Genomic DNA, 17,423 nt, shown 5'->3' with positions numbered 1-17,423 from the left:
GCGGGAATAGCTCAGTTGGTAGAGCACGACCTTGCCAAGGTCGGGGTCGCGAGTTCGAGTCTCGTTTCCCGCTCCAAATTCTTCTCATCTCTAAAATATCCACAGCGAAAAGACGCGCTGGGGACGTTTTCTATTGCATCTGAAATACTCTTGTAAACAGAGTTATCCACAGAATTCTCGCTTTACCCAAACCGTACGGAAAGTTAGCAGGGTGAATAATATCTTCCCAAGTCATTGTATTAAGTGGATAAAATTTCATTTCAAAATGTTATTGAGATCACTTGACCTCTTCTCAAGTCCAGATGGCGCTTGAGTTTTTATTTTTATTCACAGGCTGTGAATATATCACGCATCCCGCGTAAGCCCTTTTTCAATCACCCTAACCAGCCGCTGTTTCTTAGGAAGCTGCACCTCGACCACGCAGGCATTTCGCTTCTCGATTTGCTGCGCAATCGCCCATTCTATGTGTTCATCAAGAAGTGGGTGCTCACCTCTACGGCTTTCGAGCGCCTGAATATTCGCTTCATCCCACGGGGCATTGCCCAGCGCGACGGCCACGTTTCGCAGCCAGCGCAGGTGGCCAATACGCCGAATAGCGGAACCTTCCGTCACCTTCAGGAACCAGGCTTCGGTCCAGGCGAACAGCTCAATAAGCTGTGGCACATGCAGCGCTTTACGGGGGCTGAAGTCCTCTTCGTCCGTCAGCTGTGAATAGCGGTTCCACGGGCAAATCAGCTGGCAGTCGTCGCAGCCGTAGATCCGGTTGCCGATAAGCGGTCGGAATTCTTCCGGGATCGCCCCTTCAAGCTCTATCGTGAGATAGGAGATGCAGCGGCGGGCATCAACGGTGTAAGGCTCAACGATGGCGCCCGTCGGGCAGATGGTCATGCAGGCCACGCAGCGGCCACAGCCTTCCTCCACCGGGCCATCTACCGGCAGGGGTAAATCAATCAGCAGCTCACCGAGGAAGAAGAACGATCCGGCGTCGCGGCTCAGGATAAGTGAGTGCTTACCTGTCCAGCCAAGTCCGGCTTTTTCGGCGATCGGGCGCTCAAGAACAGGCGCGGAATCGACAAAGGGTCTAAAATTCAGCGAATCACAGTGCTGCTGAATGGTTTCCCCGAGTTTTTTTAAGCGGTTACGCAGAAGCTTATGGTAATCACGCCCCAGAGCGTACCGGCTGACGTAACCCAGGGAGGGATTTTTTAGCGTGCGCGCAAAGGCCGCGTTGGCAGGCAGGTAGTTCATGCGCACGCTGATGACGCGTAGTGTACCCGGTAAAAGTTCATGTGGACGGGCGCGCATCATGCCGTGACGCGCCATCCACTCCATTTCGCCGTGGTATTGTTTGTCCAGCCAGGCCTGCAGTTTTGGCTCGCTGGCAGAGAGGTCGGTATCGGCAATGCCTACCTTCTGGAAGCCAAGCTCAGCACCCCACTGTTTTATTTTTTGCGCTAATTCATTGAGATCGAGGGGCTGTGACATGACGGACCATACGGTGAAGAAAAACCCCGCAAGTATACCACATTCCATCTGGCATGCGGATGAGCTCCGGCGCGCCGAAAAAGAGGCCGCAGACAGTCTCGGCATTACCCTTTATGAACTGATGCAGCGCGCGGGAGAGGCGGCGTTTAACGTTGCCCGCAGCGCGTACCCGCAGTCCACTCACTGGCTGATTTTGTGCGGGCACGGCAATAACGGCGGCGACGGTTACGTCGTTGCGCGTCTTGCCGTTGCAGCCGGTCTCCGCGTTACCCTGCTGGCGCTGGAGAGTGATAAGCCCCTGCCGGAAGAGGCCTGCGCGGCGCGGGAGGCATGGCTGAACGCAGGCGGCGTGATTCATGCTCCTGATATTGTCTGGCCGGAAGATGTTGATCTGATTGTTGATGGTCTGCTGGGGACCGGGCTACGCAGCGCGCCTCGCGAAAACATTGCCGCGCTTATTGAACACGCTAACGGGTACTCTGCGCCGGTAGTCGCGCTGGATATTCCGTCGGGCCTGATCGCGCAGACCGGCGCGACGCCTGGCGCCGTTATTCAGGCTGCGCACACCGTGACCTTTATCGCTCTGAAGCCGGGCCTGTTAACCGGAAAAGCGCGGGATGTGGTCGGCGTATTGCACCATAACGCGCTGGGGCTGGAGAGCTGGCTCGTTGGACAGGAAACGCTCCTGTCGCGCTTTGATTCCTCTCAGCTAAAAGAGTGGCTTCCGCCGCGCCGCCCAACGTCTCACAAGGGCGACAACGGCAGGCTGGTGATTATTGGTGGCGATCGCGGTACGGCAGGAGCGGTTCGCATGACCGGTGAGGCGGCACTTCGCAGCGGTGCCGGGTTAGTGCGAGTACTCACTCGCATTGAAAATATTGCGCCAATCATCACAGCCCGACCGGAACTGATGGTCCATGAGCTTACGCCCCAGACGCTGGAAGAAAGCCTCGAATGGGCGGATGTGGTGGTTATTGGTCCCGGGCTTGGGCAACAGACATGGGGTAAACAGGCCCTGCAAAAGGTCGAGAATTTTCGTAAACCGATGCTGTGGGATGCCGACGCGCTTAACCTTCTGGCAATAAATCCGGATAAGCGTCACAATCGCATTCTGACGCCACACCCCGGCGAAGCCGCGCGCCTGCTTAACTGCAGCGTGGCAGAAATTGAAAGCGATCGCTTACTTTCTGCTCAGCGTCTGGTAAAACGTTACGGAGGTGTTGCCGTTTTGAAAGGGGCAGGCACCGTTGTCGCCAGTGACGAGACGCAGGGCATTATTGATGCCGGAAATGCGGGCATGGCGAGCGGCGGTATGGGCGATGTGCTTTCAGGCATCATCGGCGCATTGCTTGGACAGAAACTTCCCCTTTATGATGCAGCCTGTGCGGGCTGCGTGGCCCACGGCGCGGCAGCTGACAGGCTTGCTGCGCGGGAGGGGACACGCGGTATGCTGGCCACCGATCTCTTTTGCACGCTGCGGCGTGTTGTTAACCCGGATGTGATTGACGTAGAAAATGACTAATCGAGCGATTCCTTTACCTGATGAACAAGCCACTTTAGATCTCGGCAAGCGCGTGGCGCAGGCCTGTCAGGGGGCAACCGTCATTTATCTGTATGGCGATTTAGGTGCGGGTAAAACCACCTTCAGCCGGGGTTTTTTGCAGGCGTTAGGGCATAACGGGAACGTGAAAAGCCCTACCTACACGCTGGTCGAGCCGTACACCCTCGACAATCTTATGGTGTACCACTTTGATTTATACCGCCTTGCGGATCCTGAGGAGCTGGAATTTATGGGGATCCGTGATTATTTTGCCAACGACGCCATCTGCCTGGTGGAGTGGCCGCAACAAGGTGCGGGTGTGCTGCCTGACCCGGATGTCGAAATTCACTTAGATTACCAGGCTCAAGGGCGTGAGGCTCGCATCAGTGCGGTTTCCTCATCAGGGTGTTCCTTACTGGCGCGTCTCGCCGGTTAAGAGTAGGGATGACGGGATGATTAGTCGCGTTAAAGGTTGGGTGTTGGCTGCGACGGTGCTGCTGTGCGCGCAGGCCGGGGCGGCAAGCCTTTCGGATATTCAGGTGTCAAACGGCGAAAGCCAGGCGCGGATTACGTTCAGCTTTATGGGCGACCCTGAATACGCGTTTTCACAGCCAGACAGCCACAGCGTGGCGCTGGATATCAAACAGACAGGCGTGATCCAGGGGCTACCGCTGCGGTTCAGCGGTAACAACCTGGTGAAAAGTATCCGCTCGGGTACCCCTCAGGACAGCCAGTCGCTGCGCCTGGTGGTCGATCTGACCGAAAAGGGCAAAACGAAGGCGGTGAAGCAGCAAAACGGGGCGAACTATACGGTGGTCTTCACCATCAATGCCGATGTTCCGCCGCCTCCGCCGCCACCGGTTGTCGCGAAACGCGTGGAAGAGCCGGTGTATACGCCTCGCCCATCGGAACCTGCGCGTAATCCGTTTAAATCGCAGAACGATCGCATCACCGCGGCAACCAGCAGTAACACGGTAACGCGTCCGGCGGTCAGCGCACGGCGTACGGTCAGCGGTGACAAAGTGATTATCGCCATTGATGCCGGGCACGGTGGACAGGATCCTGGAGCGATTGGCCCGGGCGGCACGCGAGAGAAAAATGTCACTATTGCGGTGGCCCGCAAGCTGCGGACGCTGTTAAACGATGATCCGATGTTTAAAGGCGTACTAACCCGCGACGGCGACTATTTTATCTCTGTGATGGGCCGCTCAGACGTGGCGCGCAAACAAAACGCCAATTTCCTGGTCTCCATTCACGCGGATGCCGCGCCGAACCGTAACGCGACGGGCGCCTCGGTATGGGTCCTGTCGAACCGCCGGGCAAACAGCGAAATGGCCAACTGGCTGGAAGAGCATGAGAAACAGTCTGAACTGTTAGGCGGCGCGGGTGATGTGCTGGCAAACAGCCAGTCTGACCCATACCTCAGCCAGGCGGTGCTGGATTTACAGTTCGGTCATTCTCAGCGCGTCGGGTATGATGTCGCCACTAACGTATTGAACCAGTTGCAGGGCATCGGGGCATTGCATAAGCGCCGCCCTGAACATGCGAGCCTGGGCGTTCTGCGCTCGCCGGATATTCCGTCAATTCTGGTAGAAACGGGTTTTATCAGCAATAACAGTGAAGAGCGCCTGCTGGGCAGCGACAGCTATCAGCAGCAAATTGCCGAAGCGATTTATAACGGTTTACGTAAATATTTTGAGGCGCATCCTCTGCAGTCCGCGCCGCAGGGCGGAGCAGCCCAGACGGCCAGCGCCGCGCAGCCGGGTGGGTTGACCGCCACAAATTAAGGAGATTTCATGCCGATTCAGGTTCTGCCGCCGCAGCTCGCGAACCAAATCGCCGCCGGTGAGGTGGTGGAACGCCCTGCGTCGGTGGTGAAGGAGCTGGTTGAAAATAGCCTCGATGCGGGCGCCACCCGCATTGATATTGATATCGAACGCGGCGGCGCAAAGCTTATCCGCATTCGCGACAACGGCTGCGGCATCAAAAAAGAGGAGCTGGCGCTGGCGCTGGCGCGTCATGCCACCAGTAAAATTGCCTCTCTGGATGACCTGGAAGCGATTATCAGCCTCGGTTTTCGCGGCGAAGCGCTGGCCAGTATCAGCTCGGTTTCTCGTTTAACGCTGACCTCCCGCACCGCTGAACAGCAGGAAGCCTGGCAGGCCTACGCTGAAGGGCGGGATATGGACGTCACGGTCAAACCCGCGGCGCACCCTGTCGGTACTACGCTGGAAGTTCTGGACCTGTTCTACAATACTCCCGCCCGCCGCAAGTTTATGCGTACCGAAAAAACCGAGTTCGGCCATATCGACGAGATCATCCGCCGAATTGCGCTCGCCCGTTTCGACGTCACCATCAACCTCAGCCATAACGGCAAGGTGATGCGCCAGTACCGCGCGGTGGCTGAAGGTGGTCAGAAAGAGCGACGGTTAGGCGCTATCTGCGGGACGCCGTTCCTGGAGCAGGCGTTGGCTATCGAGTGGCAGCACGGCGATCTGGCTTTACGCGGCTGGGTGGCCGATCCGAACGCCAGTAGCGCGGCGTATTCTGAAATTCAGTATTGCTACGTGAACGGCCGCATGATGCGCGACCGCCTCATTAACCACGCCATTCGCCAGGCCTGCGAAGACAAGCTCGGGGCCGATCAGCAACCGGCCTTTGTGCTTTATCTGGAGATCGACCCGCATCAGGTGGATGTCAACGTCCATCCTGCCAAGCATGAAGTACGGTTCCATCAGTCGCGTCTGGTGCATGATTTTATCTACCAGGGCGTGCTGAGCGTGCTGCAACAGCAGCTTGAACCCACGCTGCCGCTGGAAAAAGAAGACTCCGCACCGCGCCCCATTCCGGAAAACCGTGTCGCGGCAGGCCGCAACCATTTTGCGGAGCCTGCCGTCGCACGTGAACCAGACGGCCCGCGTTTCTCCTCTGCAGGAGCCGTGCCGCGTCCGACGGGCGTGAACTACCCGAACGCTCAGCCCGGCTATCAGAAGCAGCAGGGGGCGCTGTACCGTAAACTGCTGGAAACGCCCGCAGTCGAGCGCAAAGAGCACGTTTCGGTGGCGACACCTTCCCTTGAAGGCCATAGCCAGAGTTTTGGCCGGGTGCTGACGATTATCGCACCGGATATGGCCCTGCTTGAGCGCGACGGCAAACTGCTGCTTCTGGCGCTGCCGGTTGCCGAACGCTGGCTCAAGCAGGCGCAACTGACGCCGGGGGAACATGCGGCCTGTGCGCAGCCGTTATTGATCCCGGTTCGCCTGAAAGTATCCGCTGAAGAAACAAGGGTATTGCAGCGTGCAGAGGCCCAGCTGGCGCAAATGGGCATTGAAATTGTGCTCGAACCACAACATGTGACAATTCGCGCAGTGCCTTTACCCTTACGCCAACAAAATTTACAAAACTTGATTCCTGAACTGATAGGCTACCTGGCGCAGCAAACATCGTTGGAGGCTGCCAACACCGCGCAGTGGATCGCCCGCCATCTGGCCAGCGAACATTCACCGTGGAGTATGGCGCAGGCGATTACCGTGCTGGCGGAGGTGGAACGCCTCTGCCCACAGCTGGTGAAAGCGCCGCCGGGTGGGTTATTACAACCTGTTGATTTAAAAACGGCGATGACCGCCCTGAAACATGACTGACGTAAGCAAGGCGAGCCTGCCAAAGGCAATTTTTTTAATGGGCCCAACGGCCTCTGGCAAAACAGCGTTAGCCATTGAGTTACGTAAAGTTTTGCCTGTAGAGTTGATTAGCGTTGATTCCGCCCTCATCTATCGAGGGATGGACATCGGCACGGCGAAGCCCGGCGCAGACGAACTGCGTGCGGCACCGCACCGTTTGCTGGATATTCTCGACCCGGCAGAGGCTTACTCCGCAGCGGATTTCCGCCGGGATGCCTTAGCTGAGATGGCCGAGATAACGGCGGCGGGGCGTATACCGCTGTTGGTTGGCGGAACCATGCTCTACTTCAAGGCGCTGCTCGAAGGTTTGTCACCCTTACCTTCTGCAGATCCTGAAATCAGAGCAAAGATTGAGCAGCAGGCGGCAGAGCAGGGGTGGGACGCATTGCATAAGCAACTGGCAGAGATTGACCCGGTTGCGGCGGCGCGAATCCATCCAAACGATCCGCAAAGGCTTTCCCGGGCACTGGAAGTTTTTTTCATTTCGGGTAAAACTTTAACGGAACTGACGCAAACGTCAGGAGACGCTCTGCCGTATCAGGTGCATCAGTTCGCCATCGCCCCGGCGAGCCGTGAACTGCTCCATCAACGAATTGAGCAGCGTTTTCATCAGATGTTGGCTTCAGATTTTGAAGCAGAAGTGCGGGCGCTATTTGCCCGTGGAGATTTGCATACGGATATGCCTTCCGTTCGTTGTGTGGGATACCGCCAGATGTGGTCGTATCTTGAAGGTGAGATTTCATACGATGAAATGGTTTATCGAGGTGTTTGCGCCACGAGACAGTTAGCGAAGCGCCAGATCACCTGGTTGCGCGGTTGGGAGGGGGTTCACTGGTTAGACAGTGAAAAACCGCAACAGGCGTTAAACGATGTGATTGAGGTTGTTGGTGATATCGCCCACTGAATGTGTACAATTGAGACGTATCGTGCGCAATTTTTCAGAATCGCAAGGTTCTAAGTACAAAACAAGCATATAAGGAAAAGATAGAATGGCTAAGGGGCAATCTTTACAAGATCCGTTCCTGAACGCATTGCGTCGGGAACGTGTTCCAGTTTCTATTTATTTGGTGAATGGTATTAAGCTGCAAGGTCAGATTGAGTCTTTCGATCAGTTCGTGATCCTGTTGAAAAACACGGTCAGCCAGATGGTCTACAAGCACGCTATCTCTACTGTTGTTCCGTCCCGTCCGGTCTCTCATCACAGCAATAACGCTGGCGGCGGCACAGGCAGTAACTACCATCATGGCAGCAACGCGCAGGGTTCTTCTGCTCCTGCGCAGGACAGCGACGAGACCGAATAAGGTTTTAGCTGTTATCCACACGGGGAGCCAGGGATCCTGCGTTCCCCGCTGATCTTTTTAGAGAGGTTTACGCTTGTTTGACCGTTATGATGCCGGTGAGCAGGCGGTGCTGGTACACATCTATTTTTCGCAAGACAAAGATATGGAAGACCTCCAGGAGTTTGAATCTCTGGTCTCTTCCGCCGGTGTCGAAGCAATGCAGGTGATTACCGGTAGCCGTAAAGCGCCGCACCCAAAGTATTTTGTTGGTGAAGGTAAAGCAGTAGAAATTGCGGATGCCGTAAAAGCAACCGGCGCGTCAGTCGTGTTGTTTGATCATGCGCTGTCTCCAGCCCAGGAGCGCAACCTGGAAGCTCTCTGCGAATGCCGTGTTATCGATCGCACGGGATTGATTTTAGACATTTTTGCTCAGCGTGCCCGTACCCACGAGGGGAAACTGCAGGTTGAGCTGGCGCAGTTGCGCCATCTGGCGACGCGTCTGGTGCGTGGCTGGACCCACCTTGAAAGACAAAAAGGCGGGATTGGTTTGCGCGGTCCGGGTGAAACCCAGCTCGAAACCGACCGCCGTTTGCTGCGTGGCCGTATTACCCAGATCCTCTCACGTCTGGAACGTGTCGAGAAACAGCGTGAACAGGGGCGTCGGGCGCGAACCAAAGCCGACATCCCCACGGTGTCGCTGGTGGGCTATACCAACGCCGGTAAATCCACCCTGTTTAACCAGATAACCGAGGCCCAGGTGTATGCCGCAGACCAGCTGTTTGCGACCCTGGACCCGACGCTGCGCCGCATTGACGTTGCCGACGTGGGTGAAACAGTGCTGGCGGATACCGTAGGGTTTATCCGCCATCTGCCGCACGATCTGGTGGCGGCGTTTAAGGCGACGTTGCAGGAGACGCGTCAGGCGACTCTGCTGCTGCACGTGATTGATGCGGCTGACGTACGCGTGCAGGAGAACATCGACGCGGTGAACGTGGTGCTGGAAGAAATTGACGCCCACGAAATTCCCACCCTGTTGGTGATGAATAAGATCGATATGCTGGAGGATTTCGAACCGCGTATCGACCGTGATGAAGAGAACAAACCGATTCGGGTCTGGCTTTCTGCTCAGGCCGGAATCGGTGTGCCACTGCTTTTCCAGGCTTTGACAGAACGTCTTTCCGGTGAGGTAGCTCAGCACACGCTGCGACTGCCGCCACAGGAAGGCAGGCTGCGCAGCCGGTTTTATCAGCTTCAGGCGATAGAAAAAGAGTGGATGGAGGATGACGGCAGCGTGGGGATGCAGGTGCGTATGCCGATCGTTGACTGGCGTCGCCTCTGTAAACAAGAACCTGCGCTGGCGGACTATATCGTCTGATCAGAAAGGGGAAGCCTGAAAAATTCGCCCTTGCATAACAAATATGGAGCATATACATGGCGTGGAATCAGCCCGGTAATAACGGACAAGACCGCGACCCGTGGGGAAGCAGCAATAATCAAGGCGGCAACTCTGGGGGAAATGGCAACAAAGGTGGTCGCGAGCAGGGGCCGCCGGATCTGGATGATATCTTCCGCAAGCTGAGCAAAAAGCTTGGTGGCCTTGGCGGAGGAAAAGGTTCTGGCTCGGGTGGCAGTTCCAGCCAGGGGCCGCGCCCGCAATTAGGTGGCCGTCTGGTGGGCATCGTTGCTGCCGGGCTGGTGATCGTCTGGGCAGCCAGCGGGTTCTACACCATTAAAGAAGCAGAACGCGGCGTGGTCACCCGTTTCGGTAAGTTCAGCCATCTGGTGGAGCCGGGCCTGAACTGGAAGCCGACCTTCATTGATGACGTGACCGCAGTTAACGTGGAGTCCGTCCGTGAACTGGCCGCCTCCGGCGTGATGCTGACGTCTGACGAGAACGTGGTGCGCGTCGAGATGAACGTGCAGTACCGCGTGACCGATCCTGAGCGTTATCTGTTTAGCGTGACCAGCGCCGATGACAGCCTTCGTCAGGCGACCGACAGCGCCCTGCGTGGTGTGATCGGCAAATACACCATGGACCGCATCCTGACCGAAGGTCGTACCGTTATTCGTAGCGATACCCAGCGCGAGCTGGAAGAGACGATTCGTCCGTACAACATGGGTATCACCCTGCTGGACGTCAACTTCCAGGCTGCACGTCCGCCGGAAGAGGTGAAGGCCGCGTTTGACGATGCGATTGCTGCCCGTGAAAACGAACAGCAGTACATCCGCGAAGCAGAAGCGTACACCAACGAAGTTCAGCCGCGTGCTAACGGTCAGGCGCAGCGTATTCTGGAAGAGGCGCGTGCGTATAAGACCCAGACGATCCTGGAAGCTCAGGGTGAAGTGGCTCGCTTCGCGCGCATCCTGCCGGAATACAAAGCCGCGCCGGAAATTACCCGCGAGCGTCTGTATATCGAGACTATGGAAAAAGTGCTGAGCCACACCCGCAAAGTGCTGGTTAACGACAGCAAAGGCGGAAACCTGATGGTTCTGCCGCTGGATCAGATGCTGAAAGGCGGTTCTGCACCGGCAGCGAAAGACACCAGCGGAGCGAACAACCTGCTGCGTCTGCCGCCAGCCTCATCAGGCAGCTCCAGCGCGAACACAACGCCTTCTTCGAACGATGGTGACATTATGGACCAACGCCGTGCTAACGCGCAGCGTAACGACTACCAGCGTCAGGGGGAATAAGGATGCGTAAGTCAGTTATTGCGATCATCGTCATCGTACTGGTCGTGCTGTATACCTCGATCTTTGTGGTGAAAGAGGGCGAGCGTGGGATCAAGTTCCAGTTCAGCAGCGTCGTGCGTGATGGCGACAAACGTCCGGTGATTTACGAGCCGGGCCTGCACTTCAAGGTGCCGTTCATTCAGTCTGTGAAAACGCTCGATGCACGTATCCAGACCATGGATAACCAGGCTGACCGTTTCGTGACTAAAGAGAAGAAAGACCTGATCGTTGATTCTTACATCAAATGGCGCATCAGCGATTTCAGCCGTTACTTCCTGGCAACGGGCGGCGGTGACGTGTCTCAGGCAGAAGTGCTGCTGAAACGTAAGTTCTCTGACCGTCTGCGCTCCGAGATTGGTCGTCTTGATGTGAAAGACATCGTGACCGACTCCCGCGGTCGTCTGACCCTGGAAGTGCGCGATGCGCTGAACTCCGGTACAGCGGGCACCGAAGACGAAGTGGCGACGCCAGCAGCGGATGACGCGATTGCTAAAGCGGCCGAACGCGTTCAGGCTGAAACCAACGGTAAAGTGCCGGTGATCAACCCGAACAGTATGGCGGCGCTGGGTATCGAAGTGGTTGACGTGCGTATCAAGCAGATCAACCTGCCAGCGGAAGTGTCCGAGGCGATCTACAACCGTATGCGCGCCGAGCGCGAAGCGGTAGCCCGTCGTCACCGTTCACAGGGTCAGGAAGAGGCTGAAAAACTGCGTGCAGCAGCGGACTATGAAGTGACCAAGACGCTGGCGGAATCAGAGCGTCAGGGCCGTATCCTGCGCGGTGAAGGCGATGCGGAAGCGGCGAAGCTGTTTGCCGATGCATTCAGCCAGGATCCAGACTTCTACGCCTTTATCCGTAGCCTGCGCGCTTACGAGAATAGCTTTAAGAGCAACCAGGATGTGATGGTGCTCAGCCCGGACAGCGATTTCTTCCGTTATATGAAGACGCCGACCAACGCAACGCGATAAACTCAGGCTCGTTTGAGTATTCAAACCACCGCTCCCAACGGAGCGGTGGTTTTCTTTTATAAGGATGAAAAATGAATTCAACGATCTGGCTCGCGCTGGCCCTGGTTCTGGTGCTGGAAGGTCTCGGCCCGATGCTCTATCCGCGCGCATGGCGTCGTATGATCGCGACCATGAGCCAGCTACCGGATAATATTTTGCGTCGTTTCGGCGGTGGTCTTGTGGTTGCCGGTATCGTTATCTACTACATGTTGAGGAAAACGATTGGCTGATCAAAAACTAGCCGCAATTGGCGTATTTTAAGGTCAAAAAGTGCTGTATATCTGAAAAAGCGATGGTAGAATCCATTTTTAAGCAAACGGTGATTTTGAAAAAAATGGGTAACAACGTCGTCGTACTGGGCACCCAATGGGGTGACGAAGGTAAAGGGAAGATTGTCGATCTTCTGACTGAACGGGCTAAATATGTTGTACGCTACCAGGGCGGTCACAACGCAGGCCATACTCTCGTAATCAACGGTGAAAAAACCGTCCTCCATCTTATTCCATCAGGCATTCTTCGCGAAAACGTCACCAGCATCATCGGTAACGGCGTTGTGCTGTCTCCTGCTGCGCTGATGAAAGAGATGAAAGGTCTGGAAGACCGTGGTATCCCTGTTCGTGAGCGTCTGCTGCTCTCCGAAGCCTGCCCACTGATCCTGGACTATCACGTGGCGCTGGACGTGGCGCGTGAAAAAGCGCGTGGCGCGAAAGCGATCGGCACCACCGGTCGTGGTATCGGCCCGGCTTACGAAGATAAAGTTGCACGTCGCGGTCTGCGCGTGGGTGACCTCTTCGACAAAGCGACCTTCGCTGAAAAACTGAAAGAAGTGATGGAATATCACAACTTCCAGCTGGTGAACTTCTACAAAGCTGACGCTGTTGACTACCAGAAAGTGCTGGATGACGTCATGGCGATTGCAGACATTCTGACCGGTATGGTTGTTGATGTATCCGATCTGCTGGACCAGGCGCGCAAGCGTGGCGATTTCGTCATGTTCGAAGGTGCGCAGGGTACGCTGCTGGACATCGACCACGGTACCTATCCGTACGTCACCTCCTCGAACACCACTGCGGGTGGCGTAGCGACCGGCTCCGGCCTAGGTCCACGTTATGTGGATTACGTTCTGGGCATCATCAAAGCGTACTCTACTCGCGTAGGTGCGGGTCCATTCCCGACCGAACTGTTTGATGAAACCGGCGAGTTCCTGTGCAAGCAGGGTAACGAGTTTGGCGCGACCACCGGTCGTCGTCGTCGTACCGGCTGGCTGGATGCGGTTGCCGTGCGTCGCGCAGTGCAGATCAACTCCCTGTCTGGCTTCTGCCTGACCAAGTTGGACGTACTGGACGGCCTGAAAGAAGTGAAAATCTGCGTAGGCTACCGTATGCCAGATGGCCGCGAAGTGACCACCACTCCGCTGGCTGCTGACGACTGGGAAGGTATTGAGCCAATCTACGAAACCATGCCGGGCTGGTCTGAGACCACCTTCGGTGTGAAAGAGCGTAGCGGCCTGCCGCAGGCGGCGCTGGATTACATCAAGCGCATTGAAGAACTGACCGAAGTGCCGATCGATATTATTTCTACCGGCCCGGATCGTACTGAAACGATGATCCTGCGCGACCCGTTCGACGCATAATCTTCGTGACTGCTGGCCTGCGGGGAGACCCGTAGGCCGGATAAGCGTAGCGCCAACCGGCGACCGCTCCTGGATCTCCGCTTTTTCGCCCCGTCTGTCAAATAAATTAGCCGCTAACTATCTGGCTGGTTTATCATCATTAATGAATATCTCTGCGGTTTAACCGCGTTTTCCCTTTTTCCTGAGGTTGATGTGCAGTTAACAAGTTTCACCGATTACGGCTTACGCGCGCTGATTTACATGGCGTCGTTACCCGAAGGGAAGATGACCAGTATCTCTGAAGTGACAGAGGTATACGGTGTATCCCGTAATCATATGGTCAAAATAATCAATCAACTTAGCCGTGCCGGATACGTTGCTGCCGTCCGCGGGAAGAATGGAGGGATCCGTCTTGGTAAACCGGCACAGAGTATTCGTATCGGGGATGTGGTACGCGAGCTGGAGCCCTTGTCTCTGGTGAACTGCAGCAGCGCGTTCTGCCACATTACGCCCGCTTGCCGCCTGAAACAGGCGCTTTCAAAGGCCGTGCAAAGTTTTCTCAAGGAACTGGATAACTACACGCTGGCCGATTTGGTTGAAGAGAATCAACCGCTTTATAAATTATTGCTGGTGGAATGAAGAAAATTTCCACCGGAGCTGACAACGGAGGAACCGACATGTCACAAGATCCTTTCCAGGAACGCGAAGCCGAAAAATACGCGAATCCTATCCCCAGCCGCGAGTTCATCATTGAACACTTAACAAAACGCGAAAAACCCGCCAATCGTGAAGAACTTGCCGTTGAATTAAATATTGAAGGTGAAGAGCAAATTGAAGCCCTTCGCCGCCGCCTGCGCGCGATGGAGCGTGACGGGCAACTGGTCTTTACCCGCCGCCAGTGCTACGCGCTGCCGGAACGCCTCGATCTGCTGAAAGGGACCGTCATTGGTCACCGCGATGGCTTTGGCTTCCTGCGCGTGGAAGGCCGTAAGGACGACCTTTACCTCTCATCCGAACAGATGAAAATGTGCATCCACGGCGACCAGATCCTGGCGCAGCCGCTGGGTGCAGACCGTAAAGGCCGCCGCGAAGCACGCGTGGTTCGCGTGCTGGTGCCAAAAACCAGCCAGATTGTGGGCCGCTACTTTACCGATGCGGGCGTAGGCTTCGTGGTGCCTGACGACAGCCGTCTGAGCTTCGATATTCTGATCCCACCTGAAGAGGTGATGGGCGCGCGTATGGGCTTTGTGGTGGTGGTTGAACTCACCCAACGTCCGACCCGTCGCACCAAAGCGGTCGGTAAAATCGTCGAAGTGCTGGGCGATAACATGGGCACCGGCATGGCCGTCGATATGGCGCTGCGTACCCATGAAATTCCGTACGTCTGGCCGAAAGCGGTCGAAGAGCAGATCGAAAACCTGCGCGAAGAAGTACCGGAAGAGTCCAAAGCGGGCCGTGTGGATCTCCGCAGTCTGCCGCTGGTCACGATCGACGGTGAAGACGCTCGCGACTTCGATGACGCGGTCTACTGCGAGAAAAAACGCGGCGGCGGCTGGCGTCTGTGGGTGGCCATTGCTGACGTAAGCTACTACGTTCGTCCGCACACGCCGCTGGATAACGAAGCGCGCAGCCGTGGTACGTCGGTCTACTTCCCATCGCAGGTTGTACCGATGCTGCCGGAAGTGCTCTCCAATGGCCTGTGCTCCCTGAACCCGCAGGTTGACCGTCTCTGTATGGTATGTGAGATGACCATCTCCACCAAAGGGCGCTTAACGGGCTACAAATTCTACGAAGCGGTAATGAGCTCGCACGCGCGTCTGACCTATACCAAGGTCTGGCATATGCTGCAGGGCGACCAGGACCTTCGCGAGCAGTACGCGCCGCTGGTTAAACACATTGAAGAGCTGCATAACCTCTACAAAACGCTGGAGCAGGCGCGCGAAGAGCGCGGCGGGATCTCCTTTGAGAGCGAAGAAGCGAAGTTTATCTTCAACGCCGAGCGCCGCATTGAGCGTATCGAACAGACCCAGCGTAACGATGCGCACAAGCTGATCGAAGAGTGTATGATTCTGGCGAATATCTCGGCGGCACGCTTCGTTGAGAAAGCCAAAGAGCCTGCGCTGTTCCGTATTCACGATAAGCCGACCACGGAAGCCATTACGTCGTTCCGCTCCGTGCTGGCTGAGCTCGGCCTGGAGCTGCCTGGCGGTAATAAGCCTGAGCCACGCGATTACGCCGAACTGCTGGAATCCATCAGCGATCGTCCTGACGCGGAAATGCTGCAGACGATGCTGCTGCGCTCCATGAAGCAGGCGATTTACGATCCGGAAAACCGGGGGCACTTCGGCCTGGCGCTGCAGTCTTACGCGCACTTTACCTCGCCGATCCGCCGTTATCCGGATCTGTCACTGCACCGCGCGATCAAGTATCTGCTGGCGCATGAGCAGGGCCATAAAGGCAACACGACCGAAACCGGCGGCTATCACTACTCCATGGACGAAGTGCTGCAACTGGGTCAGCACTGTTCCATGACCGAGCGCCGTGCGGATGAAGCGACGCGTGACGTGGCGGATTGGTTGAAGTGTGACTTTATGCTGGATCAGGTGGGCAACGTCTTTAAGGGCGTGATTGCCAGCGTGACCGGCTTTGGGTTCTTCGTTCGTCTGGATGAGCTGTTTATCGACGGTCTGGTGCACGTCTCCAGCCTGGATAACGACTACTACCGCTTCGACCAGGTCGGCCAGCGTCTGATTGGCGAATCAGGCGGCCAGACCTACCGTCTGGGCGATCGCGTGGAAGTGAAGGTCGAAGCCGTGAATATGGACGACCGTAAAATCGACTTCAGCCTGATCTCCAGCGAGCGTGCGCCGCGTAACGTCGGTAAAACCGAGCGTGAAAGGGCGAAAAAAGGCGGAAACGGCAAAGCGAGCGGTAAACGTCGCCAGGCGGGCAAAAAGGTAAACTTCGAGCCGGACAGCGCCTTCCGCGGCGAGAAGAAACAGAAGCCAAAGGCGGCGAAGAAAGAGGCTCGCTCAGCGAAAAAGCCTTCCGCGAAGACGCAGAAAATCGCTGCCGCGACAAAAGCGAAGCGCGCAGCCAAGAAAAAGCAGGCGGAGTAATTCTCCCCTCACCCTGACCCTCTCCCCAACCGGGAGAGGGGAAATACTTATTACGAGAACCATCAATGAGTGAAATGATTTACGGCATCCACGCGGTGCAGGCCCTTCTCGAGCGCGCACCGGAGCGTTTTCAGGAAGTGTTTATTCTGAAAGGTCGTGAAGACAAACGTCTGATGCCGCTGATCCACGCGCTGGAAGCGCAGGGCGTAGTGATCCAGCTGGCGAACCGCCAGTTCCTGGATGAGAAAAGCGACGGCGCGGTGCACCAGGGGATCATTGCCCGCGTGAAGCCGGGCCGTCAGTATCAGGAAAACGATCTGCCGGATCTGATTGCCGCGCTGGAAAACCCGTTCTTCCTGATTCTGGATGGCGTCACCGACCCGCATAACCTCGGCGCGTGCCTGCGCAGCGCGGATGCGGCGGGCGTGCACGCGGTGATCGTACCGAAAGATCGCTCTGCCCAACTGAACGCGACGGCGAAGAAAGTGGCCTGCGGCGCGGCGGAAAACGTTCCGCTGATCCGCGTGACCAACCTGGCGCGCACCATGCGTCTGCTGCAGGAAGAGAATATCTGGATCGTCGGTACCGCGGGCGAAGCGGATCATACTCTGTATCAGAGCAAAATGACCGGCCGTCTGGCGCTTGTGATGGGGGCGGAAGGTGAAGGCATGCGTCGTCTGACCCGTGAGCACTGCGACGAACTGATCAGTATACCGATGGCGGGCAGCGTGTCGTCTCTGAACGTTTCCGTTGCAACAGGTATCTGCCTGTTTGAAGCGGTGCGTCAGCGCGGAGAATAAACAGCAAGGCCGTCCAAAGGACGGCCTTTAGTGTTTTCTCCCTCTCCCCGTGGGTGTACAGTCCGGGGACATGGTAGACAGGTGTTCGGGGACATGGTGAACACTTTTTAACATCCTTTACCCATGGTGATCGACTTTTTCTTCAGGTCGATCACCCCCACTTTCGTGCT

16 protein-coding genes and 1 tRNA gene are annotated in these 17,423 nt (G+C 56.5%); 15 read left to right on the top strand and 2 right to left on the bottom strand.

From position 1 onward, the window contains the following. A tRNA-Gly gene (locus tag ACMWL8_RS23000) sits at nt 1–76 on the top strand. A gap of 269 nt (nt 77–345) precedes the next feature. Here the strand turns inward: ACMWL8_RS23000 and queG are convergent. Then, nucleotides 346–1,485 carry a tRNA epoxyqueuosine(34) reductase QueG gene (queG, locus tag ACMWL8_RS22995; protein WP_045261307.1) on the bottom strand — a complete coding sequence of 380 codons (1,140 nt, stop codon included), beginning with the start codon at nt 1,483–1,485 and terminating at the stop codon, nt 346–348. Between queG and nnr the strand changes: the two genes are divergently transcribed. The 14 genes from nnr (at nt 1,484) to rlmB (ending at nt 17,253) form a co-directional block, all read left to right on the top strand. After that, complete coding sequence (nnr, locus tag ACMWL8_RS22990) at nt 1,484–3,007, top strand: bifunctional ADP-dependent NAD(P)H-hydrate dehydratase/NAD(P)H-hydrate epimerase (protein ID WP_045261306.1); 1,524 nt, start codon at nt 1,484–1,486, stop codon at nt 3,005–3,007. The genes queG and nnr overlap by 2 nt on opposite strands. Then, entirely contained in the window at nt 3,000–3,461 is a 462-nt protein-coding gene (tsaE, locus tag ACMWL8_RS22985) for a tRNA (adenosine(37)-N6)-threonylcarbamoyltransferase complex ATPase subunit type 1 TsaE (RefSeq protein ID WP_028015250.1), read from the top strand. The genes nnr and tsaE overlap by 8 nt, the downstream gene beginning before the upstream one ends. Before the next feature lie 16 nt (nt 3,462–3,477). After that, nucleotides 3,478–4,812, top strand: coding sequence for an N-acetylmuramoyl-L-alanine amidase AmiB (gene amiB / locus ACMWL8_RS22980; RefSeq protein WP_028015251.1), 1,335 nt, complete (start codon nt 3,478–3,480; stop codon nt 4,810–4,812). Nucleotides 4,813–4,821: 9 nt separating this feature from the next. After that, the gene (mutL, locus tag ACMWL8_RS22975; protein WP_045261305.1) at nt 4,822–6,666 is read left to right on the top strand and encodes a DNA mismatch repair endonuclease MutL; all 1,845 of its coding nucleotides are present in this window, start codon (nt 4,822–4,824) and stop codon (nt 6,664–6,666) included. Next, the gene (gene miaA / locus ACMWL8_RS22970; RefSeq protein ID WP_028015253.1) at nt 6,659–7,609 is read left to right on the top strand and encodes a tRNA (adenosine(37)-N6)-dimethylallyltransferase MiaA; all 951 of its coding nucleotides are present in this window, start codon (nt 6,659–6,661) and stop codon (nt 7,607–7,609) included. The genes mutL and miaA overlap by 8 nt, the downstream gene beginning before the upstream one ends. 85 nt (nt 7,610–7,694) lie before the next feature. Continuing rightward, nucleotides 7,695–8,006, top strand: coding sequence for an RNA chaperone Hfq (gene hfq / locus ACMWL8_RS22965; protein WP_013095287.1), 312 nt, complete (start codon nt 7,695–7,697; stop codon nt 8,004–8,006). Nucleotides 8,007–8,079: 73 nt separating this feature from the next. Continuing rightward, nucleotides 8,080–9,360 carry a ribosome rescue GTPase HflX gene (gene hflX / locus ACMWL8_RS22960; protein ID WP_023331851.1) on the top strand — a complete coding sequence of 427 codons (1,281 nt, stop codon included), beginning with the start codon at nt 8,080–8,082 and terminating at the stop codon, nt 9,358–9,360. A 56-nt stretch (nt 9,361–9,416) separates the two neighbouring features. Continuing rightward, nucleotides 9,417–10,676 carry an FtsH protease activity modulator HflK gene (gene hflK, locus ACMWL8_RS22955; protein WP_028015254.1) on the top strand — a complete coding sequence of 420 codons (1,260 nt, stop codon included), beginning with the start codon at nt 9,417–9,419 and terminating at the stop codon, nt 10,674–10,676. Between the two features lie 2 nt (nt 10,677–10,678). Next, the gene (gene hflC / locus ACMWL8_RS22950; RefSeq protein WP_028015255.1) at nt 10,679–11,683 is read left to right on the top strand and encodes a protease modulator HflC; all 1,005 of its coding nucleotides are present in this window, start codon (nt 10,679–10,681) and stop codon (nt 11,681–11,683) included. A 71-nt stretch (nt 11,684–11,754) separates the two neighbouring features. Further along, a complete protein-coding gene (locus tag ACMWL8_RS22945) occupies nt 11,755–11,952 on the top strand; it encodes a DUF2065 domain-containing protein (RefSeq protein WP_003855996.1) in 198 nt (65 codons plus the stop codon). A gap of 104 nt (nt 11,953–12,056) precedes the next feature. After that, nucleotides 12,057–13,355 (top strand): adenylosuccinate synthase, encoded by a 1,299-nt coding sequence (locus ACMWL8_RS22940; protein ID WP_006178975.1) that lies wholly within the window; start codon nt 12,057–12,059, stop codon nt 13,353–13,355. A gap of 192 nt (nt 13,356–13,547) precedes the next feature. Then, the gene (nsrR, locus tag ACMWL8_RS22935) at nt 13,548–13,973 is read left to right on the top strand and encodes a nitric oxide-sensing transcriptional repressor NsrR (protein WP_028015256.1); all 426 of its coding nucleotides are present in this window, start codon (nt 13,548–13,550) and stop codon (nt 13,971–13,973) included. 38 nt (nt 13,974–14,011) lie between these two features. Further along, entirely contained in the window at nt 14,012–16,453 is a 2,442-nt protein-coding gene (rnr, locus tag ACMWL8_RS22930) for a ribonuclease R (RefSeq protein ID WP_028015257.1), read from the top strand. 65 nt (nt 16,454–16,518) lie between these two features. After that, nucleotides 16,519–17,253: a 23S rRNA (guanosine(2251)-2'-O)-methyltransferase RlmB gene (rlmB, locus tag ACMWL8_RS22925; RefSeq protein WP_045261304.1), complete on the top strand. Its 735-nt coding sequence runs from the start codon at nt 16,519–16,521 to the stop codon at nt 17,251–17,253. A gap of 107 nt (nt 17,254–17,360) precedes the next feature. Here the strand turns inward: rlmB and ACMWL8_RS22920 are convergent. After that, on the bottom strand, nt 17,361–17,423 hold a 63-nt coding region (locus ACMWL8_RS22920), incomplete at its 5' end, for a hypothetical protein (RefSeq protein WP_233210447.1).

Origin of the sequence: Enterobacter sp. 04-C-12-SI-ECC (genome assembly GCF_047530715.1) — a bacterium.
Lineage (GTDB): Bacteria > Pseudomonadota > Gammaproteobacteria > Enterobacterales > Enterobacteriaceae > Enterobacter > Enterobacter bugandensis.
Note: the sequence above shows the minus strand (reverse complement) of the source record. Positions and strands in the feature narration are given on the sequence as shown.